Source organism: Stenotrophomonas sp. STK17_22 (assembly GCF_051983905.1).
Taxonomy (GTDB): Bacteria; Pseudomonadota; Gammaproteobacteria; order Xanthomonadales; family Xanthomonadaceae; genus Stenotrophomonas; species Stenotrophomonas maltophilia_A.
This window is the reverse complement of record NZ_CP197010.1, coordinates 645,774-665,982: the sequence shown is the minus strand read 5'-3', so window position 1 is coordinate 665,982 and position 20,209 is coordinate 645,774. Positions and strand designations below refer to the sequence as shown.

At 68.6% G+C, this 20,209-nt stretch carries 9 protein-coding genes; 2 read left to right on the top strand and 7 right to left on the bottom strand.

The window, feature by feature from the left end; genetic code table 11:
* Positions 1 to 151: 151 nt before the first annotated feature.
* Positions 152 to 7,330, bottom strand: coding sequence for an ESPR-type extended signal peptide-containing protein (locus ACSYS9_RS02935; protein ID WP_049461662.1), 7,179 nt, complete (start codon positions 7,328 to 7,330; stop codon positions 152 to 154).
* Positions 7,331 to 7,768: 438 nt separating this feature from the next.
* Positions 7,769 to 11,653: a phosphoribosylformylglycinamidine synthase gene (gene purL / locus ACSYS9_RS02930; RefSeq protein WP_143048192.1), complete on the bottom strand. Its 3,885-nt coding sequence runs from the start codon at positions 11,651 to 11,653 to the stop codon at positions 7,769 to 7,771.
* Positions 11,654 to 12,469: 816 nt separating this feature from the next.
* On the opposite strand from purL, the gene ACSYS9_RS02925 reads away from it, so the two are divergent.
* On the top strand, positions 12,470 to 14,569 hold the full coding sequence (locus tag ACSYS9_RS02925; protein WP_049461831.1) for a glycosyl hydrolase family 18 protein: 2,100 nt from the start codon (positions 12,470 to 12,472) through the stop codon (positions 14,567 to 14,569).
* A 60-nt stretch (positions 14,570 to 14,629) separates the two neighbouring features.
* Here the strand turns inward: ACSYS9_RS02925 and ACSYS9_RS02920 are convergent, their stop codons facing one another.
* Positions 14,630 to 15,415 (bottom strand): DsbC family protein, encoded by a 786-nt coding sequence (locus ACSYS9_RS02920; RefSeq protein WP_049461830.1) that lies wholly within the window; start codon positions 15,413 to 15,415, stop codon positions 14,630 to 14,632.
* Between the two features lie 100 nt (positions 15,416 to 15,515).
* Positions 15,516 to 16,493 (bottom strand): site-specific tyrosine recombinase XerD, encoded by a 978-nt coding sequence (gene xerD / locus ACSYS9_RS02915; RefSeq protein ID WP_032128012.1) that lies wholly within the window; start codon positions 16,491 to 16,493, stop codon positions 15,516 to 15,518.
* A gap of 56 nt (positions 16,494 to 16,549) precedes the next feature.
* Between xerD and ACSYS9_RS02910 the strand changes: the two genes are divergently transcribed.
* Positions 16,550 to 17,041: an RDD family protein gene (locus ACSYS9_RS02910; RefSeq protein ID WP_049461829.1), complete on the top strand. Its 492-nt coding sequence runs from the start codon at positions 16,550 to 16,552 to the stop codon at positions 17,039 to 17,041.
* 54 nt (positions 17,042 to 17,095) lie between these two features.
* On the opposite strand, the gene ACSYS9_RS02905 is transcribed toward ACSYS9_RS02910, so the two are convergent.
* Genes ACSYS9_RS02905 through lptF form a run of 3 tightly spaced genes read right to left on the bottom strand, consistent with a single transcriptional unit; the run spans position 17,096 to position 20,208 of the window.
* Positions 17,096 to 17,968 carry a hypothetical protein gene (locus ACSYS9_RS02905; RefSeq protein ID WP_049461828.1) on the bottom strand — a complete coding sequence of 291 codons (873 nt, stop codon included), beginning with the start codon at positions 17,966 to 17,968 and terminating at the stop codon, positions 17,096 to 17,098.
* A gap of 54 nt (positions 17,969 to 18,022) precedes the next feature.
* Positions 18,023 to 19,129 (bottom strand): LPS export ABC transporter permease LptG, encoded by a 1,107-nt coding sequence (gene lptG, locus ACSYS9_RS02900; RefSeq protein WP_032128009.1) that lies wholly within the window; start codon positions 19,127 to 19,129, stop codon positions 18,023 to 18,025.
* Positions 19,126 to 20,208, bottom strand: coding sequence for an LPS export ABC transporter permease LptF (lptF, locus tag ACSYS9_RS02895; protein ID WP_032128008.1), 1,083 nt, complete (start codon positions 20,206 to 20,208; stop codon positions 19,126 to 19,128). The genes lptG and lptF overlap by 4 nt, the downstream gene beginning before the upstream one ends.
* Position 20,209 lies beyond the last annotated feature (1 nt).

The window sequence follows — 20,209 nt, the reverse complement described above, 5'->3', positions numbered from 1 at the left end:
TTCCTCTTCTGGGTCATGGATCGAACCAACACTGCGGCCATCATTCCTTGACGACTCCCGGCCGGCCCAGCCGGGATTGCCGTGACCTCCCCCCAGGCCCTCACTGCAGGTGCTGCGCCGGCGTGGGTGGCCGCCGGCGCGATGGAGTGGCTTACCAGCCGAAGCCGGCACCGACGCCAACCGAGCTGTCGTCGCTGCTGAAAGCACCGCCGAAGGTCACCGTGGCGCGATCGCTGATCGCACGCTGGTAGCCCAGCGACAACGCCGACTCGCCGCCCTGGAAACCAATGCCGACGCCGACCCGGTTCTGGGTGCGGATACCGGCGGCACTGGTGGCCATGTTGAGCATCGCCGCGCTCATCGCACCCTGGCGGTCGATGCGGCGATCCATGTGGCGCAGGCGTCCGTCGATCTCGCCCTTGAACACATCGAAGCTGTCGGCGACGGCCTGGACGCGGCTGTCGGTGTAGCTGTTGGCCGTGGCCATGCCACGGTCGAGCTGGCCCTTGTTGACCGCATCGGTGGCCGTGGTACCCGCCGCCACATTGGTGACCTGGCGCTCGTTGCCTTCACTGCCCACCGAGACCGTGTTGGCACGATCGGCAACCGAGCCCTGGCCCAGCGCCACGGCATTTGCCGCAGTGGCATTGGCGCCCTGGCCGATGGCCGTGGACGAAGCGCCACTGGCGACGGCGCCCTCGCCCATGGCGACGGCATTGAAGCCCGTCGCGGGAGTGCCAACCGGAATCCCGGCACCGGCGGCAGCAGCGGTCGGCGTGCCCTGCACACGCGCGGTGCTGGCCGGTGCCGCGTCGGCCGTTGCAGGTGCATCAGCGGTGCTTGCCAGCGGGCTCTCATCCAGCGAGGCACTCATCGCGCGCAGGTTGGCAGTCCCGGCACGCGAGCCACCGGCGGTTCTGCGGTCGATCTCGCTGACCTTGCGGTCCAGCGCGCCGAGCGCATCGCCGACGTTGCTGTAGGTGGCGCCCTGGATCACGTAGTTCGGGGCCACGAACACCCCCTGCATGCCGACGCTGGCACCACCGCCGAGGAAGCTGGCGGCATCGCTGAGCGACTGGAACAGCTGGCCGCCGTTGATCGCCTGGCGACTGCCCGCAGCGATGCTGCCGGCACCGACGTTGTCGATGGTGGTGCCCTGGAAGCCGGACAGGGTCAGGCGGTCACGGCTGGCGTCGTCGTAGCCGACCGCGCTGGCCGCGGTGGTTTCCACGGTGGCGATGCGCGAATCGAAATCGCCCACGCGCGTTTCCACCGCACCCACCCGCTGGTTGGTGACGTTGAGCTGGGAGCCGGTGATGGCATCGCTGCTGCCGGCGGCGATGCGGCCATCGGCCACATTGACGATGCGGCGCGTGGCCGGACCCTCGGTGCCGTTGCCACCGCCGACCGACACCACGTTGGCATCGAGCGCACGCGAACCTGCGCCCAGTGCCACCGAGTTGGCACCGGATGCGCCGGCGCTGGTACCCAGCGCAAGTGCACCATTGCCGATCGCCATCGCATTGGCACCCAGTGCATTGCTGCGTGCGCCGCTGGCGCTGGCCGCCGAACCGATCGCGGCGGCATCACTGCCGCTGGCGCTGGCGATACCTGCGCCGGTGGCCTTGACGTAACGCGCCGTGCCATCAGCGGTTGCGGCGACCGCATCAAGCTGGCCGCGATTGACCGCATCGGTGCGCTCGGTACCGGCGGCGACGCGGGTGATCTGACGATCACTGGTGCTGCTGCCCACCGACACGGTGTTGGCACGGTCGGCCACCGAGCCTGCGCCCAGTGCGATGCTGCCGGCCGCCGACGCGTTGGCACTGACACCCACCGCAGTGGCATTGGCGCCGGTGGCCTTGCTGCCGTAACCCACTGCAGTGCCAAGGCGACCACTGGCTTCGGCATAGCTGCCCAGCGCCGAAGCGCCGTCGGCCGAAGCATTGGCGCGGAAACCACTGGCCTGCGACTGGGTGCCGCTGGCCGTGGCCTGCGCGCCGCTGGCAGTGCTGTAAGCGCCCTTGGCCTGGGCGCCGGCGCCGGTAGCACTGGCGCCGAGTTCGCTGGCGCTGGCGCCACTGCCCACGGCTACGCTGTCGACACCAGCAGCCTGCGCCGCGTTGCCGAGCGCCGCCGCATTGTTGCCGGTGGCGAGCGCATCGAAGCCCACGGCCGTGGCATTGCCGGCCATGGCATTGGCACCACTGCCCAGCGCGGTGGCGCCGTTGCCGATGGCGTTGGCCGCGTTGCCGGCGGCCAGTGCGTTGTCACCGTCCACCAGGGCACCGGCCTCGCCATCGGCATTGCCGCTGGCCTGGAACTGCCGGCTGGTCTTGTCGGCGACGCTGGCGACTGCATCCAACTGGCCTTTGTTCACCGCATCGGTGGCTTCGGTACCGCCTGCGACATGGGTGACCTGGCGCTCACCGCCCGCCTTGCCGACGGCCACAGTGTTGTCACGGTCGGCCTTGGATCCGGCGCCGAGCGCGACGCTGTTGTTGCCATTGGCGGTGGCGTTGGCACCCAGCGCGGTGGCGCTGCTGCCCGCCGCCCACGAATTCCAGCCGATCGCCGTGGCGTAGTCTTCGGTGGCCCACGCGCCCGCACCGAATGCCGCGGCACCGGTGCCACTGGCACGCGACGGGATCAGGCCGAAGAAGGTGCTGCCACCGATCGCCACGCTTTCTTCGCCACTGGCTTCGCTGGACTGACCGACCGCTACTGCACCGGTACCGGCGGCGGCGGCACCGAAGCCGACCGCCGTGGTGTTGGCGCCACTGGCCGCCGAACCGTAGCCCAGTGCCGTGCCGAGCCGACCGCTGGCTTCGGCATAACCGCCGACAGCGGTAGTGCCATCGGCGGACGCGGCGCTGCGGAAGCCGCTGGCCAATGCCTGGGTGCCGCTGGCATTGGCTTCGGCGCCGCTGGCGGTGCTGTACGCACCACTGGCCTGCGCACGCGCACCGGTGGCTGTGGCGCCCAGTTCACTGGCGCTGGCGCCGGTACCGAGCGCCAGGCTGTCTTCGCCGGTGGCCTGTGCCGTGCTGCCCAGGGCAGCCGCGTTGCTACCGGTGGCCAGCGCATCGATGCCCACGGCGGTGGCGTTGGCGGCCAGCGCATTGGCACCACTGCCAAGCGCGGTGGCACCGTTGCCGATCGCATTGGCCGCGTCACCGGCCGCCAGCGCGTTGTCACCCTCGACCAGCGCCCCGGTTTCGCCATCGGCATTGCCACTGGCCTGGAACTGCCGGCTGGTCTTTTCCGCTGCCGCGGCTACGGCATCGAGCTGATTCCTGTTGACCGCATCATTGCCCTGGATGCCGTCGGCCACATTGGTGATCTGGCGGGTATTGCCACCGCCGCCCACCGATACGGTGTTGTCACGGTCGGCAATCGAGTCCGCACCCAGCGCCACGCTGTTGGCACCACGCGATTCGGCGGCGTTGCCCAGTGCGGTGCTGTTGATGCCCCCCGACCAGGCGCCACCACCCACCGCAGTGGAGTAGTTGCCCGATGCCTCGGTGGCCAGCAGACCGAACAGCGAGCCGCCAACGGCGACACTGTTGGTGCCGGTGGCCAGGCTGCCCTGGCCGGTGGCGGTGCTGTAGGCGCCGGACGCTTCCGAGTCGCCACCCACTGCCACGCTGTTGGAGCCGGAGGCGTTGGCGAAGTTGCCGAACGCGGTGGCATTGAACGCCGAGGCCTGCGCGTAGCCACCGATGGCGGTGCTGTAACCGCCGCTGGCTTCGGCACCGATACCGAAGGCCGCCGACGCCGTACCACTGGCTACGCTCTCGCTACCGACAGCGGTGGCCGCGTCACCACTGGCATTGCTGAAGTAGCCCACGGCCACGGCCTCTTCGCCGGACGCTTCGGACAGCACGCCATTGGCAGTGCTACCGGCGCCGCTGGCGATGCTGGCCGCACCGAACGCCGCGCTCTGCTCGCCGCTGGCTTCGCTTTCCGCGCCATGCGCGGTGGCGTACTCGCCCGTGGCCTGTGCGTTGGCACCAACAGCGCTGGCGTTGGCTGCGGTCGCCAACGCATTGAAGCCCAGCGCCTGTGCGTTGCTGGCCAGCGCGTTGGCGCCGCTACCCAGTGCGGTGGCGCCATTGCCGATGGCGTTGGCGGCATCACCGGCCGCCAGTGCGTTGTCACCTTCCACCAGCGCACCGGCTACGTCATCACCGTTGCCGCTGGCCTGGAAGAAGCGGCTGGTGGTGGTGGCCGTGGTCGCCACCGCATCCAGCTGCGCCTTGTTCACCGCATCGGTGGCCTGGGTGCCGGCGGCGACGTTGGTGACCTGGCGTTCGTTGCCGGCGCTGCCCACCGACACCGTGCGCGCTCGGTTGGCGACCGAACCGGCACCCAGCGCGACCGTATTGCTGGCGCTGGCATTGCTGCCCGCACCCAGCGCGATCGCGCTTTCACCACCGGCTACCGTGTTGGTGCCGATGGCGATGCTGTTGATGCTGTTGCCCAGCGCCTGGAAGCCCAGCGCCACGCTGTTGTCGCCATAGCCGAAGGCACCACGGCCGACCGCTGTGGAGCTGGCGCCGTTGGCCCAGCTGTTGTAACCGATGGACGTTGCGCCGCTGCCACTGGCCCAGGCCGCGTTGCCGAACGCCGAGGCATTGGTGGCAGTGGCCCATGCACCCGAACCGAATGCTGCTGCGCCACTGGCAGTCGCCCAGCTGTAACCGCCTACTGCAGTGCTGTCATCGCTGCTGGCGAATGCGCTGTCGCCGACCGCAACCGCATAGCTGCCGGTGGCGCGCGACTTGCCGCCTGCGGCGAAGCTGTTGTCACCACTGGCCTTGGCCGCGTTGCCGAAGGCGCTGCTGGCAGCCCCGGTGGCCTGCGCGCCGCTGCCGACTGCGGTGGCATCGGCAACAGCGGTGGTGCCCACCTGCTGCGCCGTGCCATCGGCACCGATGATCGGCTGGTTGAACTCGTCGTAGGCCTGGCCGAGGCCACCGATGGCGACACCGCCATTACCGGTGGCCGCGCTGTTGCGGCCCACGGCCACGCTGTCATCGCCGATGGCCGACGCGGCAGCACCATGTGCAATGGCACCTGCGCCGATCGCATTGCTCGACGAACCCACAGCGATGGAGCCTTCGCCATCAGCCAGTGCGCCAGCATCACTGCCCGCCTCCGGCTGTGCCTGGAAGAAACGCGCGGTGGTGTCGGCAGTGCTGGCCACGGCGTCGAGCTGGGCTTTGTTCACCGCATCGGTGGCTTCGCTGCCTGCAGCAACACTGGTGATCTGCCGCTCGTTGCCGGCGCTGCCGACGGCCACGCTGTTGGCGCGCACCGCTTCGGAATTCGCGCCGAGTGCCACACTGTTCGCGCCGCGTGCGGTGGCGTAGTAACCCACGGCCGTGCTCTGCGCACCGCTCGCCCAGGTCTGCGCGCCGAGGGCACTGGCGTTCTCGCCCGGTGCATAGGCGAAGTAGCCGACCGCGGTCGCTTCGGCGCCGGAGGCTTCGCTGAGGCTGCCGTTGGCCACGGCACGGTCGCCACTGGCGATGGCACCGGCACCGACGGCGGTGGCGGCTTCGCCACTGGCCTGGGTCTGCACGAAGAAGCCCAGGCCGGGGATCAGGTCAGCCGGACCACCGATGGCGACGCTGCTGGTGCCCGTCGCGTTGCTCTGCGTACCCAGCGCGGTGGAATAATCGCCGATGGCATTGGCCACGGCGCCGAAGGCCGACGCCTGCGCACCGGCCGCATAGGCGCCGACGCCGTAGGACGACGCCGCAAAACCACTGGCTTCGGCACTGGCGCCGACCGCAGTGCCGCCGACGCCTGCGCTGGTTGCGCCGGTTTCCACCGGCACGCCGCCGCTGGTGATCAGCGGGTTGCCGTCGGCATCCACCGCAGCGCCACCCACGGCAACGCTGCCCGGACCGTTGGCCTGCGCGTTGTTGCCGAACGCGGCACTGTTCTGGCCCGAGGCCAGCGCGTTGTTGCCAACGGCAGTGGCGTTCTGCGCGACGGCGGTGGCGCCGGCACCGACTGCAGTGGTGCCGTTGCCGATGGCATTGGCGGCCTCGCCGGCCGCCAGCGCCTCGTCGCCCTCGGCCAGTGCACCGGCATCGCTGTTGCTGCTGCCATTGGCCTGGAAGCGCTTGGCGGTGGAATCGGCCACGGCGGCGACGTCCTTCAGCTGACCGACATTGACTGCATCGTTGTCTTCGGTGCCTGCGGCCACGCTGGTGATCTGCCGGGTCAGCCCGTATTCGGCGGCACCAACGGACACGGTATCGACGCGGTCGGCCAGCGAGCCCGCGCCGAGCGCCACGCTGCCGGTGGCAACCGCAGCGGAATTCGAGCCCAGCGCGGTGCTGTATTCACCAACGGCGGTGCTGAATGCACCCACCGCAATCGACGCTTCGTTGGCGGCGGTAGCGCCGCGGCCCAATGCGGTGCTGCCCGGGCCCATCGCCACGGCACCGCCGCCCACAGCCGTGGCGCCATCGGCAGTCGCTTCGGACAGCGCACCCAGTGCGGTGGCCGCGCCGTTCTCGCTGGCGGCGGTCGCGCTTGCGCCAACCGCGGTGTCGCCAAGACCGAAGGCCGCAGCGCTCTGCCCGACCACCACGCTGGCATCGCCGATTGCCAAGGCGCCCTGGCCGAACGCGCTTGCGCCCAGGCCCGCGGCAATGGCCTGGGTACCGATGGCAGTGGTGGCATTGGCCAGCGACTGCGCGCCGGCACCGGCCGCGACTGCGCCCTGCCCGTCGATCTTCGCCGCGTCGCTGTCATCGCCTGCGCCATCGGCCTTGAAATAGCGGTTGCCATCTGCGGCAACGTCGGCCAGCGCAGCCTGGGTGGCGCGCGCCTGCGCGTCCAACTGCGCCTTGTTCACCGCATCGGTCGCCTGGGTGCCCGCCGCAACGTTGGCGATCTGCCGTTCCTTGCCGGCATCGCCGACGGACACGGTGTTGGCCCGCGTGGCCTTGGAGCCAGCGCCCAGCGCAACGCTGTTGGCGGCACTGGCATTGCTGTTGCTGCCGATCGCCACCGCGTTGCTGCCCTTGGCCGTGGCCGAGCCTTCGATCAGGCACTTTTCGAGCAGCTTGCCGCTGAATGCAACGCAGGTGGCGCTGCCGCCGATCTGCACCGACTGTGCTGCGGCGCTGCCGCTCATGCCCAACCCCATTGCCAGGCCCAGTGCCACTGCCAACAGTGCGGGCGTGGCCTGTGTCGCATCGCGGCGCTGGTCGACGACCCCGCCGCCGCTGTCGGAGGAGGCCAGTTCCGAGGCCACCACCAACTGACCCAATGCTTTGTTCCAGACCTTGCGATAAATCCGATTCATCGGTACGGCTCCTGATTGGACTGGTTTTGGGCAAAGCAACGCCACCGCTGGGCTTTCCGGCCCAACGTCCCCTGGGGGCGTTTATTCGCGTGATTTACTGCGGGGTATTGCCGAACGGCGCGCAGCGACAGAAAACCGAGCGCGTGCGCCAAGCGGTTACTGCGAAATGAATGATTCTGAAACGGGGCTCAAGTGTTAACGGCAACTTTGCAGATCGTCAAGACTTTGACACAGCAAATCCTATTGCCGTGAAGCACATCACTATTTCACGTGTTTATGAAAGTATTTTGTTATACATGCGTGACGATTCCTCGACGCATGAAAATGCATGTAACTAGCGGTCGCGACTGGAGTTTCAAGCGCGCAAAGAAAAACCCGCCGATCAACGGCGGGTTTTTCCATACGCGATGGCATTGAGGCCTGCGCGATGCAGTGCGATCAGCCGCACCACACCCGCGCGTTGCGGAACATGCGCATCCACGGCGAGTCACCCTGCCACTCGGTCGGAGCCCAGCTCAGGTTGAGCGCGCGCGGGGTGCGTTCCGGGTGCGGCATCATGATGGTGACGCGGCCGTCACTGCTGGTCAGGCCGGTGATGCCGTCCGGCGAACCGTTCGGGTTCAGCGGGTACTGGCTGGCGACGTTGCCATTGCCGTCGATGTAGCGCAGCGAGACGCGTGCGGCGGCCTGGTCAACGGCGTTGTCGAACACCGCCTGGCCTTCACCATGCGCCACCGCCACCTGCAGGCGTGATCCGGCCATGCCACGCAGCAGGATCGACGGCGATTCCACCACCTCCAGCAGCGCGGTACGGGCTTCGAACTGCTCGCTGGCGTTGCGGCGGAACTGCGGCCAGTGCTCGGCCCCCGGAATGATGCCCTTCAGCTGGCTCATCATCTGGCAGCCATTGCACACGCCCAGCGCGAAGCTGTCCTCGCGCGCGAAGAATGCGGCGAAGGCATCACGCAGCGCACTGCGCTCCAGGATCGAGGTGGCCCAGCCACGGCCGGCACCGAGCACGTCGCCGTAGCTGAAGCCACCACAGGCGACCAGGCCGGTGAAGTCCTGCAGGGCCACGCGGCCTTCGATCAGGTCGCTCATATGCACGTCGAACGCGCGGAAGCCGGCACGTTCGAAGGCGTTGGCCATTTCAATCTGGCCGTTCACGCCCTGCTCGCGCAGCACGGCCACGCGCGGGCGCGCACCGGTGCTGATGAACGGCGCCGCCACGTCTTCGTTGAGGTCGAAGCTGAGCTTGGGCTTCAGGCCCGGCGCCGTGAAGGAACGCGCAATCTCGCGCTCGGCGTCGGCGTTGGCCGGGTTGTCGCGGCGCTTCTGCATCGCGTGGGTGACCGACCACCAGGCGTCGAACAGCGCGTCCCAGCGCCACTCGGCCAGGTTCTCGCCGCCCAGCGACACGCGCACCACCGGCGCGGTGGTCGGCTTGGCGATGCGCTGTGCGCATTCGGTCAGTGCGTGGCGTTCGACCAGATCGGCGAACGCAGCACGGTCTTCGCGCGCGATCTGCACCACCGCACCCAGTTCTTCATTGAACAGGCTGCGGAACGGATCATCGCCCCAGGCATCGAGGGTGATGTCCAGGCCCAGGCGCGAGGTGAAGGCCATTTCGCACAGCGCAGCGAAGGCACCGCCGTCGCTGCGGTCGTGGTAGGCCAGCAGCAGCCCGGACTGGCGCGCATCGCGGATCAGTTCGAAGAAGCCACGCAGGCGCTGCGGGTCGTCCAGGTCCGGAGCGGCACCGGCGAAAGCCGGCAGTTCGCCGTGGTCGGCATGCACCTGGGCCAGGATCGAACCGCCCAGGCGCTGCTTGCCGGCGCCCAGGCCGATCAGCCACAGCTCGCTTTCCACGTCGCGGTCGAGCAGCGGCGTCAGCTGCTGGCGCACGTCGGCCACCGGCGCAAACGCCGAGATCACCAGTGACACCGGCGACACGCTCTTGTGCGCTTCGCCCTGGTCGTGCCACTGCGCCTGCATCGACAGCGAGTCCTTGCCCACCGGGATGCTGATGTCCAGCTGCGGGCACAGTTCCATGCCCACCGCCTTCACTGCGTCGTACAGCAGCGCGTCTTCGCCCGGGTGGCCGGCCGCGGCCATCCAGTTCGCCGACAGCTTGATCTCATCCAGCGCATCGACCGGGGCCGCGCACAGGTTGGTCAACGCTTCGCCCACCGCCATGCGTGCCGAAGCAGCGGCGTCGAGCAGGGCCAGCGGGGTGCGCTCGCCGATCGACATCGCTTCACCGGACACGCCTTCGAAGTCGGCCAGGGTGATCGCCACGTCGGCCACCGGCAGCTGCCACGGGCCGACCATCTGTTCGCGTGCGGTCAGGCCACCGACGCTGCGGTCACCGATGGTGACCAGGAAATTCTTTGACGCCACCGTCGGGTGCGCGAGCACGCGAAGGCCGGCTTCCTGCAGGTCCAGGCCGCCGGTCTTCAGCGCCGGCCAGCGCGGGGCCGACGGATGCGCGGTGTCGCGGTGCATCTTCGGCGGCTTGCCGAACAGCACATCCATCGGCAGGTCGATCGGCGCATCGGCCGGGGTGTGGCCCGGCACCGCACCGTAGGCCACCACCAGGTGTTCCTCGGCAGTCGCCACGCCAACCGCGGCGAACGGGCAGCGCTCGCGGGCACACAGTGCGGCGAACTCGGCCAGGCGCTCCTGGGCCACGCCCAGCACGTAGCGTTCCTGCGACTCGTTGCACCACAGCTGCATCGGCGACAGCGACGGATCATCGGTGGGCACCTTGCCCAGGTCGATGACACCGCCGACCTTGGAGTCGTGCAGCAGTTCGGGGATGGCATTGGACAGGCCACCGGCACCAACGTCGTGGAAGAATTTGATCGGGTTGTTGGCGCCCATCGCCACGCAGCGGTCGATGACCTCCTGGCAGCGGCGTTCCATTTCCGGGTTGTCGCGCTGCACGCTGGCGAAGTCCAGGTCCTCGGCGCTCTCGCCGGAGGCCACCGAACTGGCGGCACCGCCGCCCAGGCCGATCAGCATCGCCGGACCGCCGAGCACAATGACCGCATCACCGGCCTGCAGCTGGATCTTGTCGACCTGCACGCGGTCGATCGCGCCGAGGCCACCGGCCAGCATGATCGGCTTGTCGTACGCGCGCACCAGATCGGCGCCTTCCGGCAGCTCGAAGCTGCGGAAGTAGCCGAGCAGGTTCGGGCGGCCGAACTCGTTGTTGAACGCAGCGCCGCCAAGCGGGCCGTCGGTCATGATTTCCAGCGCCGGTGCCATGCGCGGGTTCAGCGCGCGCGGCGCTTCCCACGGCTGCGGCAGCTCCGGAATGCGCAGGTGCGAGACCGAGAACCCGGACAGGCCCGCCTTCGGCTTGCCGCCGCGGCCGGTCGCGCCTTCGTCGCGGATCTCGCCACCGTTGCCGGTCGAGGCACCCGGGAACGGCGCGATCGCGGTCGGATGGTTATGCGTTTCCACCTTGATCTGGAACGCGCTGGGCACCTGCGGCTCGCGGCGGTATTCGCCGCTGGCCGGATCCGGGCGGTAACGCGACGCCGGATGGCCTTCGATCACCGCGGCGTTGTCGCTGTACGCGCTGAGCGTGTGCTGCGGGGTCTGCTGGTGGGTGTTCTTGATCATCCGGAACAGCGAGCGGTCCTGCTCCTGGCCGTCGATGGTCCAGCTGGCGTTGAAGATCTTGTGCCGGCAGTGCTCGGAGTTGGCCTGCGCGAACATCATCAGCTCGACGTCGGACGGCGCGCGGCCGAGCGCGGTGAAGCGTTCGCGCAGGTAGTCGATCTCGTCCTGGGCCATGGCCAGGCCGAGGCGCTGGTTGGCAGCCTCCAGCTGGTCCACCGGCACGCGTTCCAGTTCACCGCGGGCCGGCGCCGAGAACAGCGCCTGGCCCTGTTCCACGGTCTCCAGCACCGACTGCGTCATCGGGTCGTGCAGCGCCTTGACCAGCGCCTGCTGGGCGGCGGCATCGGCCGGCCACCCCTGCACGTCGATGCGCAGGCCACGCTCGACCCGGCTGACCGGCTGCCCGGCACCACGGACCAGTTCGGTGGCCTTGCTCGACCACGGCGACAGCGTGCCCAGGCGCGGCACCACGATGCGGCTGACCGCGCCGTCGGCCACGGCCTCGGCCTGCGGCGCGGCTTCGAGGATGCGGCACAGGGTGGTCAGGTCGGGGGCGGCGCTGCCTTCGGGCTGCACGAAGTAGACGTGCCAGGCACCGCTGATACGCAGGGAGGGAGCGATGGACTGCAGGCGGGATTCAAGACGTTCGCGGCGGAACGGCGACAGGGCGGGCGCGCCCTCGAGGACCATCATGTCCGGGGAACCGTAGTTGGGAAACGGGCCCGACATTGTACCGGAAGCGGGGGAAGGGCTTTGGCCGGGCGGCGCCCGGCACCCGCCGAGGCCAAGGCAACGGCAACTGCCAAAGCAAAAGCGGGGTTCCCGTGGGATGGCGGGGTGGGTCCGGTTGCGGGGGACGCCGTGAATCCGTCCATGGAGGCTCGATCGCCGCATCCATGCGGCTCACGCCCCCGCAACCGGACCCACCCCGCCTTCGACAGATTTCCGAGATCTGCAGTAGATCCACGCCATGCGTGGATGCTCCCCGGTAATGCCGGCCGCTGGCCGGCAACCAGGGAAATCTCAGAAGTCAGGCATTGAAGAGCGAAGCGATCGGCTTCTGCTTTTGATTTTTTGTTCTGTCTTCCGTGGCTGGCCGCGCAGGAACCTGTCCGTGGCCGGGCGGGTGGGCTGCGCAGGGGCGTAAGCGCCATGGATGGCGCGCCCGAGCCTCCAGGGATGGATTCACGGCGTCCCCTGCGCAGCCCACCCGCACGGCCACCCCCCAGAAATCCGCTGTTCGCGGAAAGCCCCAGCCACGAGGGGGCTCCGCCGATGGCCGCCGACCGCGCACCAGCGCCGCTCTCCGCCAAATCCCCGAACCATGCACTCGCTCACGGATTGACCACACGATTGATGACAACGTTGTCCCTACCTGGTGCCGGACTCTCTCCCCGGCCTCCCAGGTACCTCCGTCCGCCCCCTCCGTCGCCTTCCCGGGCGACGCCCGGACCTGCGTCACGCGCGGCGCCATCGGGGCCCGCGCGCCCTTTGATCGGAGACTTACCCATGTACGACCCGATTGTGCGCAGTGCCGAACGTTCGACCCGAAGCTGTCGTCCCCGCCGCCTGGCCTGGCTGCTTGCCCTGGCCGCCGGTACCGCCGCCCTGCCCGGCCTGGCGCAGGCCGCCAGCTGTGCCGGCGTGGCCCAGTGGGACCAGGCCAAGATCTACCGGGCCGGCGATACCCTGCAGAAAGGAGGCGTCCTCTATCGGGCGAACCAGGACATCTGGAACGCGCCGCCGGACCATCCGGCCGGTGCGCCCTACTACACCAACCTCGGTGCCTGCGATGGCAGCGGCAGCAACCAGCCGCCGGTGGTCAGCCTGACCTCGCCGGCCAACGGCGCCACCTTCAGCGCCGGCAGCACGGTCAACGTGACCGCCAACGCCAGTGATCCGGACGGCAGCGTCGCCAAGGTCGAGTTCTTCCGCGATGGCAGCACGCTGGGCGTGGCCACCAGTGCGCCGTACGCGGCCAGCTGGGCCAATGCCAGCGCCGGCAGCCACACCCTGCGTGCAGTCGCGACCGACAACAACAACGCCACCACCAGCACCGCGACCATCACCATCACCGTCAATGCCGCCGGTGGCGATACCACCGCACCGAGCGTGCCGGGCGGGCTGGCGGTCGGCACCCGCACCGCCAACAGCATCGCGCTCAGCTGGAGCCCGTCCACCGACAACACCGGTGGCAGCGGCGTGGCCGGCTACGACGTGTACCGCAACGGCAGCCTGGTCGGTTCACCGTCCAGCGCCAGCTACATCGATGGCGGGCTGACTGCCTCCACCACCTACCGCTACCGGGTTCGTGCCCGCGACAACGCCGGCAACGCCTCGGCCCAGGGCACCGAGATCAGCGCCACTACGCTGGCCGGCGACGGCGGCACCACCGGCAAGCGGGTGATCGGTTACTTCACCCAGTGGGGCATCTACGGCCGCAATTACCGGGTCAAGAACATCGACAGCAGTGGCTCGGCCGCACGCCTGACCCACATCAACTACGCGTTCGGCAACGTGCGCAACAACCGTTGCGAAGTGGGCATCACCCAGCCGTCGGATCCGAACAGCGGTGCCGGTGGCGATGCCTTCGCCGACTACACCAAGGCCTTCAGTGCCGCCGAGAGCGTCAGCGGCAGTGCCGATACTTGGGACCAGCCGTTGCGTGGCAACTGGAACCAGCTCAAGCAGCTCAAGGCCAAGTACCCGGGCATGAAGGTGCTGATCTCGCTGGGTGGCTGGACCTGGTCGCGTGGTTTCTCCAGCGCGGCGCGCCCGGAAAACCGCCAGGCCTTCGTCGCCTCGTGCATCGACGCCTACATCAAGGGCAACCTGCCGGTGACCGACGGTGCCGGTGGCGCCGGTGCCGCACTGGGTGTGTTCGACGGCATCGACGTCGACTGGGAATACCCGGTGGCGTGTGGCATCGAATGCGGCAAGCCGGAGGACAACGCCAACTTCACCGCGCTGATGGCCGAGTTCCGCCGCCAGCTCGATGCGGTGCGTCCGGGCCTGCTGCTGACGGTGGCGGTGGGTGCCGGCATCGACAAGATCCGCGTCACCGATCCGGCCGCGTACCACCCGTACCTGGACTACATCAACGTGATGACCTACGACTTCCACGGCGCGTGGGATGCGAAGACCAATCACCAGTCGGCGCTGTTCGATTCGCCGAATGATCCGTCCACCGGCGACCAGAAGCTCTACAACAGCAACGACGCCATCGAGGCCTTCATCAGCCGTGGCGTGCCTGCCGCCAAGCTCAACCTGGGCATCGGCTACTACGGGCGTGGCTGGACCGGTGTGGCCAACGCCAACAACGGCCTGTACCAGACCGCGACCGGCGCTGCCCCGGGCACGTATGAAGCCGGCATCGAGGACTGGAAGGTGCTGAAGAACCTGGCGTGGCCGAGCTACACCGACAACACCGCCGGTGCCACCTGGATCTACAACGGCAGCACGCTGTGGAGCTTCGACACCCCGGCCAACATCACCCGCAAGATGGGTTACGTGAAGACCCAGGGCCTGGGCGGCGCGTTCGTCTGGGAGTTCAGTGGTGACGATGCACAGGGCACGCTGACCAAGGCGGTCAGTGATGGCCTGAAGTAAGAAAAAAGCCGGGGATGCGGCACGCATCCCCGGCCTCCCACCTGTAGAGGTCGGCGGCGATCAGCGCTTGGCCGACAGCTTTTCCAGCGCCGCACGCAGCTGCGCCGGCGGCAGGTAACCGCCCAGCTGGGTGCCATCCGGCGCGAAGATCGCCGGCGTGCCGTTCACGCCCAACTGCTGGCCCAGCGCGTACTGCATCGCCACCGGGTTGGTGCAGTTCTTGGCCGGCACACTGCCACCGCGCTTGGCGTTGGTCAGGGCCTGGCGGCGATCCGCTGCACACCAGACCGAAATCATGTCGGTGTAGTCCTTGCTGCCCAGGCCCATGCGCGGGAATGCCAGGTACTCGACCGAGATGCCGTTGCGGTTGAGCTCCGCGATGTCCTGATGCAGCTTGCGGCAGTAGCCGCACTCGATGTCGGTGAACACGCTGATGGTGTACTTGGCGTTGGGCGCAGCGAATACGATGCGGTCGCCGTGGTTGGCCTTGGCCAGCAGATCGCGGCGGTAGCCGAGCAGGCCTTCGCTGTTGGCCGGGCCCTTGGCACGCGTGTCGTAGGGCTGCGACTGGAACAGGTAGCGGCCATCGTCGGACACGTACAGCAACTGGCCGGAGACCACGACCTCGCGGAAGCCGGGGAACGGCGCAGCGCCGATGTAGTCCACCTGGAAGCCGGGATTCAGGGCGGTCAGCACGGCGCGTACGGCCTGGTCGGCCGAAGCGTTGGCGGCCGGGACGGCCTTGGCCGCGGCCGCGGCGGGTGCCTTGGCGGCCGGCGGAGCCGGCTGGGCGCAGGCGGTCAGGCTGAGCGCACCGAACACGGCGGCGATGGCAAATCGGAGCATGGAGCGGTCCGCGACAGAAGAAGACCCCGGATTCTGACACAGCCGCCGCTACCGGGCCGCGACACCGCCCACCGTCCGAGGCCGGGGTTCAGGCCGCTGCTCAGCCGCGCGGATGGTGGCGCGCGTGCAGCTTCTGCAGGTGTTCGCGGGCCACCAGGGTGTAGATCTGGGTGGTCGACAGCGAGCTGTGGCCGAGCAGCATCTGCAGCGCGCGCAGGTCGGCGCCGCGGTTGAGCAGATGCGTGGCGAAGCTGTGGCGCAGGCCATGCGGGCTGATCCGCACCGGATCGATACCGGCCACCTGCGCGTGGCGCTTGACCAGATGCCAGAACGCCTGGCGGGTCAGCGCATGCAGCGTCGGCTCGACAAACAATGGGGTCTGCCCATCGGCCAGCGCCTGCACCTTGCCCTTGCCGACCAGCTGCGGGCGCGACGCCTGCAGATAGCGCTCCAGCCAGTGCTGCGATTCCTCGCCCAGCGGCACCAGCCGCTCCTTGCTGCCCTTGCCCGTGACCCTCAGCACGCCCTGGCGCAGGTTGACTGCCGTGGCCGGTAGCAGCACCAGCTCGCTCACGCGCAGGCCGGCCGCATACATCAGCTCCAGCATGGCACGGTCGCGCAGGCCCAGCGGACTGTCGATGTCCGGCGCCGCCAGCAGTGCGTCGATCTGGCTTTCGGCCAACGCCTTCGGCAACAGCCGCGGCAGCTTCGGCGGGTCCAGCAGGGCACTGGGGTCCTCGCTGCGTTCACCACGGCGCACGCCATCGGCGAAGAACGCGCGCAGCGCCGACAGCAGGCGCGCATTGCTGCGCGGTGACCAGCCATGCCGGGTGCGCCAGGCCAGGTAATCGAACAACCCCGGGCGCTCGATGCCGGCCAGGCCACCGTCGCGTCCATCCATCCAGCGCGCCAGCCCTTCCAGGTCGCGCCGGTAGCTGTCGAGGGTGGCGCGGGCCAGGCCGTTCTCGGCCCAGATCGCATCGAGGAAGCGCTGGATGCGCGCGCTGTCGTCGGCGCGCAGCTCGGGCAGTTGCTGCACCAGCTGGCGGCGTTCGGCGGGGGTGGAAACAAGGGCCATGGGTGCAGGATACGAGGGCCACTGCGGACGCGGCCAGCTTTGCGTATGCTCGGCGCATGTCCCGCCCCGCCACCGACACGGCCCCTGCGGCCGCTACCGAAATGCCCCGCCCACGTGCCTTGTTGGCCTGGCGCGTGCTGGCGATGGTCTACGACGCACTGCCGGTGCTGGCGCTGTGGATGCTGGCCGGCACGCTGTTCACCCTCGCCTACACCTTCAGCGGCCACGCGCAGCGCGAGAACATCGCACCGTTCAGTGCCTGGCAATGGCTGCTGTGGGCGGTGTGCTGGGGAATCACGGGGTGGTACGCCACGGCCAGCTGGCGCCGTGGCGGACAGACGCTGGGCATGCGACCGTGGCGGCTGAAACTGCAATCGAGCGATGGCACGCCGCTGCGGCGCGGCCAACTGTGGCTGCGCTTCGCGGTGGGCTCACTGTCGCTGCTGCTGGGTGGACTGGGGTTCTGGTGGGCATGGGTCGACCGCGACCGCCTGACCTGGCACGACCGCGCCAGCGGCACCCGCCTGATGCGCATGCCGAAGCGGTGATGCACCACGTGTAGAGCCGAGCATGGGCTCGGCTCCACACGATCAACGCAGCGATCAGCCAGCAGGTGCCGGATCCGGCAGGATCACCGCCGGCTGCGTCCAGAGGTCGAAAAAGGCGGACGCAAACGCATTGGCCTGCACATCGTCAGCCGCCGGCGACTGTCCGCTCAACTGCGCACGGGTCTTCACGAACTCCTGCCACAGTTTCAGGCTGGCCTTCTTCAGGCGCTTCTGCTCGCCTGCATCGGTTGCGGCAAGGTACTGCGCGTACAGCTCGCGCATCGGTTTGCCCTGGGCCTCATAGGCCGCCGGAAGCGGCGGCAGCTGGGCGGCAGTGAAAGCCACCGATGCTGCCGGCGGCCGGTAGCCATCCGGCCCGAAAGCCTCCTTCAGCTCGTCCCCGGCATCCAGGTATTCGAAGAAGCCAGGCACGTTGTAGAGCTTGGTCCGGTAGTCGGACGAGGTATCCGGGCTGCTGGAGACCACCGTGTCAGGCAGTTCGCCCTTCAGTCCTGCGTCCCAACGGCGCGGAATGAAGAAGCCGGTCGCCTTCACGTAGGGACCCTCGATCTCCACATCGTTCAGTTCGATCTTCGACGCCAGGTTGCCGGTATTGGTTTTGCTGGTGACGTACTGCTCGGTGACGATCACGTACTCGGCCATGGCCGGGTTGATCAGCCCGCCGATCCCGTCGGCGTAGACAACCATGCGTACGCTGCCGATCTTCTCGCTCTGCAGCCGGTACTGGCCCGGCTCCAGGACCAGGGGCATGGAGGTGTGCGGCGGCAGGGTATGCACCTGCTGGTCGACCGACAAGGTCAGCGGTGCATCCGTCGGGTTGTCGATCTCGAAGTCGACGGTGGACCGGCTGCAGCCGGCAGAAAGCAGCACGGCCGCGATGTACGGCAGAAAGCGTTGGAAGCTCATGTTCGTCCTTGAAGTGAAACGGAAACAGCCGGGCCTTGCCCGGCTCCCTGGGAATCAACCTGATTTGCGCCGGAACAGCAATCCGGACACTGCCAGCATCACGATCGGTGGCAGCGCATAGGCAATGCGGTAATCGAACTTCAGCGCGCCGGCCATGCGCCCGAAGAACAGCTGCAGCAGCCAGAAGCCCAGCGCGAACAGGATGCCCAGGAACAGGCGCTTGCCCATGCCGCCGCTGCGCAGCGAGCCGAACGCGAACGGCACCGCCGCCAGGCACAGCGCCAGCACGTTCAACGGGTAGAACCAGCGGCTCCAGTACACGTCCTCGAAGTCACGCGCGTCCAGCCCGTTGCGCTGCCGGTAGGTGATGCTGGTGCTCAGTTCGGCGAGGCTGAGGTTGCGCGGCTTGGCGATGCCGGTGGCCAATGCGGCCGCATCCAGCTTCGAATTCCACGGTTCGCGCGCGATTTCCTGGCGGGTCGCCGAGCGCTCGCCGAAGGTATCGCGACGTACCCCTGTCAGCACCCAGCCATCCTTGTCATGCTCGGCGGTGTCGGCATGGGTCAATGAGGCGATGCCCCCGTTCTCGGCGATGCGGTACAGGCGCACGTCTCGCAGGATCAGGCGCGTGCCCTTGTCGCCGACCAGCTGCTCCTCGCCGCTCTGCGCGTTGAGGAAGGTATCGCCCTCGCGTGCCCACAGGCCCGAGTAGCGGCTGGTGGCGATATCCCGCCCCCACTTGGCGCTGGACTTCAACGCATCGGCGCGGTCCTGGCCCCAGGGGCCCAGGGTCTCCGCGCTGAACACCATCACCGCGGTCAGCAGCGACAGCGCGATCGCCACCGAAACGCTCAGGCGCTTGCGCGACAGGCCCAGCGCTCGCAGCGCGGTCAGCTCCGAGGTCGCCGCCAGCTGGCCCAGGCCCATCAGTGCACCGATCACCGCGGCGGTGGGGAACATGGTGTAGGCGCGGCGTGGCACCGTGTACAGCACCCAGGCGGCGGCATGGCCCAGCGTGTAGCCATTCTTGCCGATGTCCTTGAACTCGCCGGAGAACGCCATCACCACGTCCAGGCCGACCAGCACGGCCCAGGTCAGCAGCACCGTGGTGAACACCGACCGGCCCAGGTACAGGTCGAAACGCATCGGGCGCAGCCTCATGCGCGGGCTCCCTTCGGGCGGCCCAGGCGGCCATCACGTGCATACATCCAGATTGCCAGCGCCAGCAACGGCAGGGTCAACCACCACAGGCCGAGCGCTGGGGGGATCTTGCCGTTGGCGATCCAGCCGCTGCCGATGAACATCAGATTGGTACCGACCATGTAGGCCATCAGCGCCAGCATCATGCGGCCGTAGCGCTGCTGGCGCGGCGAGCTGCGGCCCAGCGGCACGGTCAGCAGGGCGAACGCCAGCGCGATCAGCGGCGGCGCCAGGCGGCGGTGCAGCTGCGCCTGCGCCTGCGGACGCTCATCGCCGATCAGCTGCAGGGTCGGCATCAGTTCCGGGTCATCCTCGGTGCGGGTCTGCGCGCCATCGGGCAGGGCCACGTCATTGCGGGCGAAGGTCGCCAGGCGGTAGTCCAGGCCACCGGCCACCGGCCCTTCCACCTGGTGGCCGTCATCCAGCTCCAGGAAGCGCTGGCGGGTACCTTCGAAGAACATGCGGCCGCCATTGGCCGACACCACCTCCAGGCGGTCATCCTTCTGGCGCTGCAGGAACACCTTGCCCAGCTGGGTGCCATCGGGCGAGATCGAGGACAGGTAGACCACGCCGCCGTTGGGCAGGGGGGTGAAGCGGCCCGGCTCCAGACCGGCCATCAGCACGCTGCGGTTGGCCTCGATGATCATCTGCTCGGCCACCCGGCCGGCCCACGGGCCCAGCCACAGCGAGCAGGCGCCCACCAGGGCCACCACCGGCACCACCAGCATCAGCAGTGGCCGCAGCAGTCGCTTGGGGCCGACACCAATGGCGGTGATCACTGCCATTTCCGAGTCGCGGTACAGGCGCGCGATGGCCAGCAGCAGGCCCAGCATCAGCGCCAGCGGCAGGATCAGCGGCAGGTAGGCGATGAACTGCAGGCCCAGCTGCGAGAACAGCAGCTTGGCCGGCAGGCGCCCGTCGGCGATGTTGCCGAGGATGTCCACCAGCACGCCGCCCACGCTGACCACCAGCAGGACGATCAGGGTAGCCAGGAAACTCTGGACGAAATCGCCCAGCAGGTATCGGTCGAGCTTCAGCATG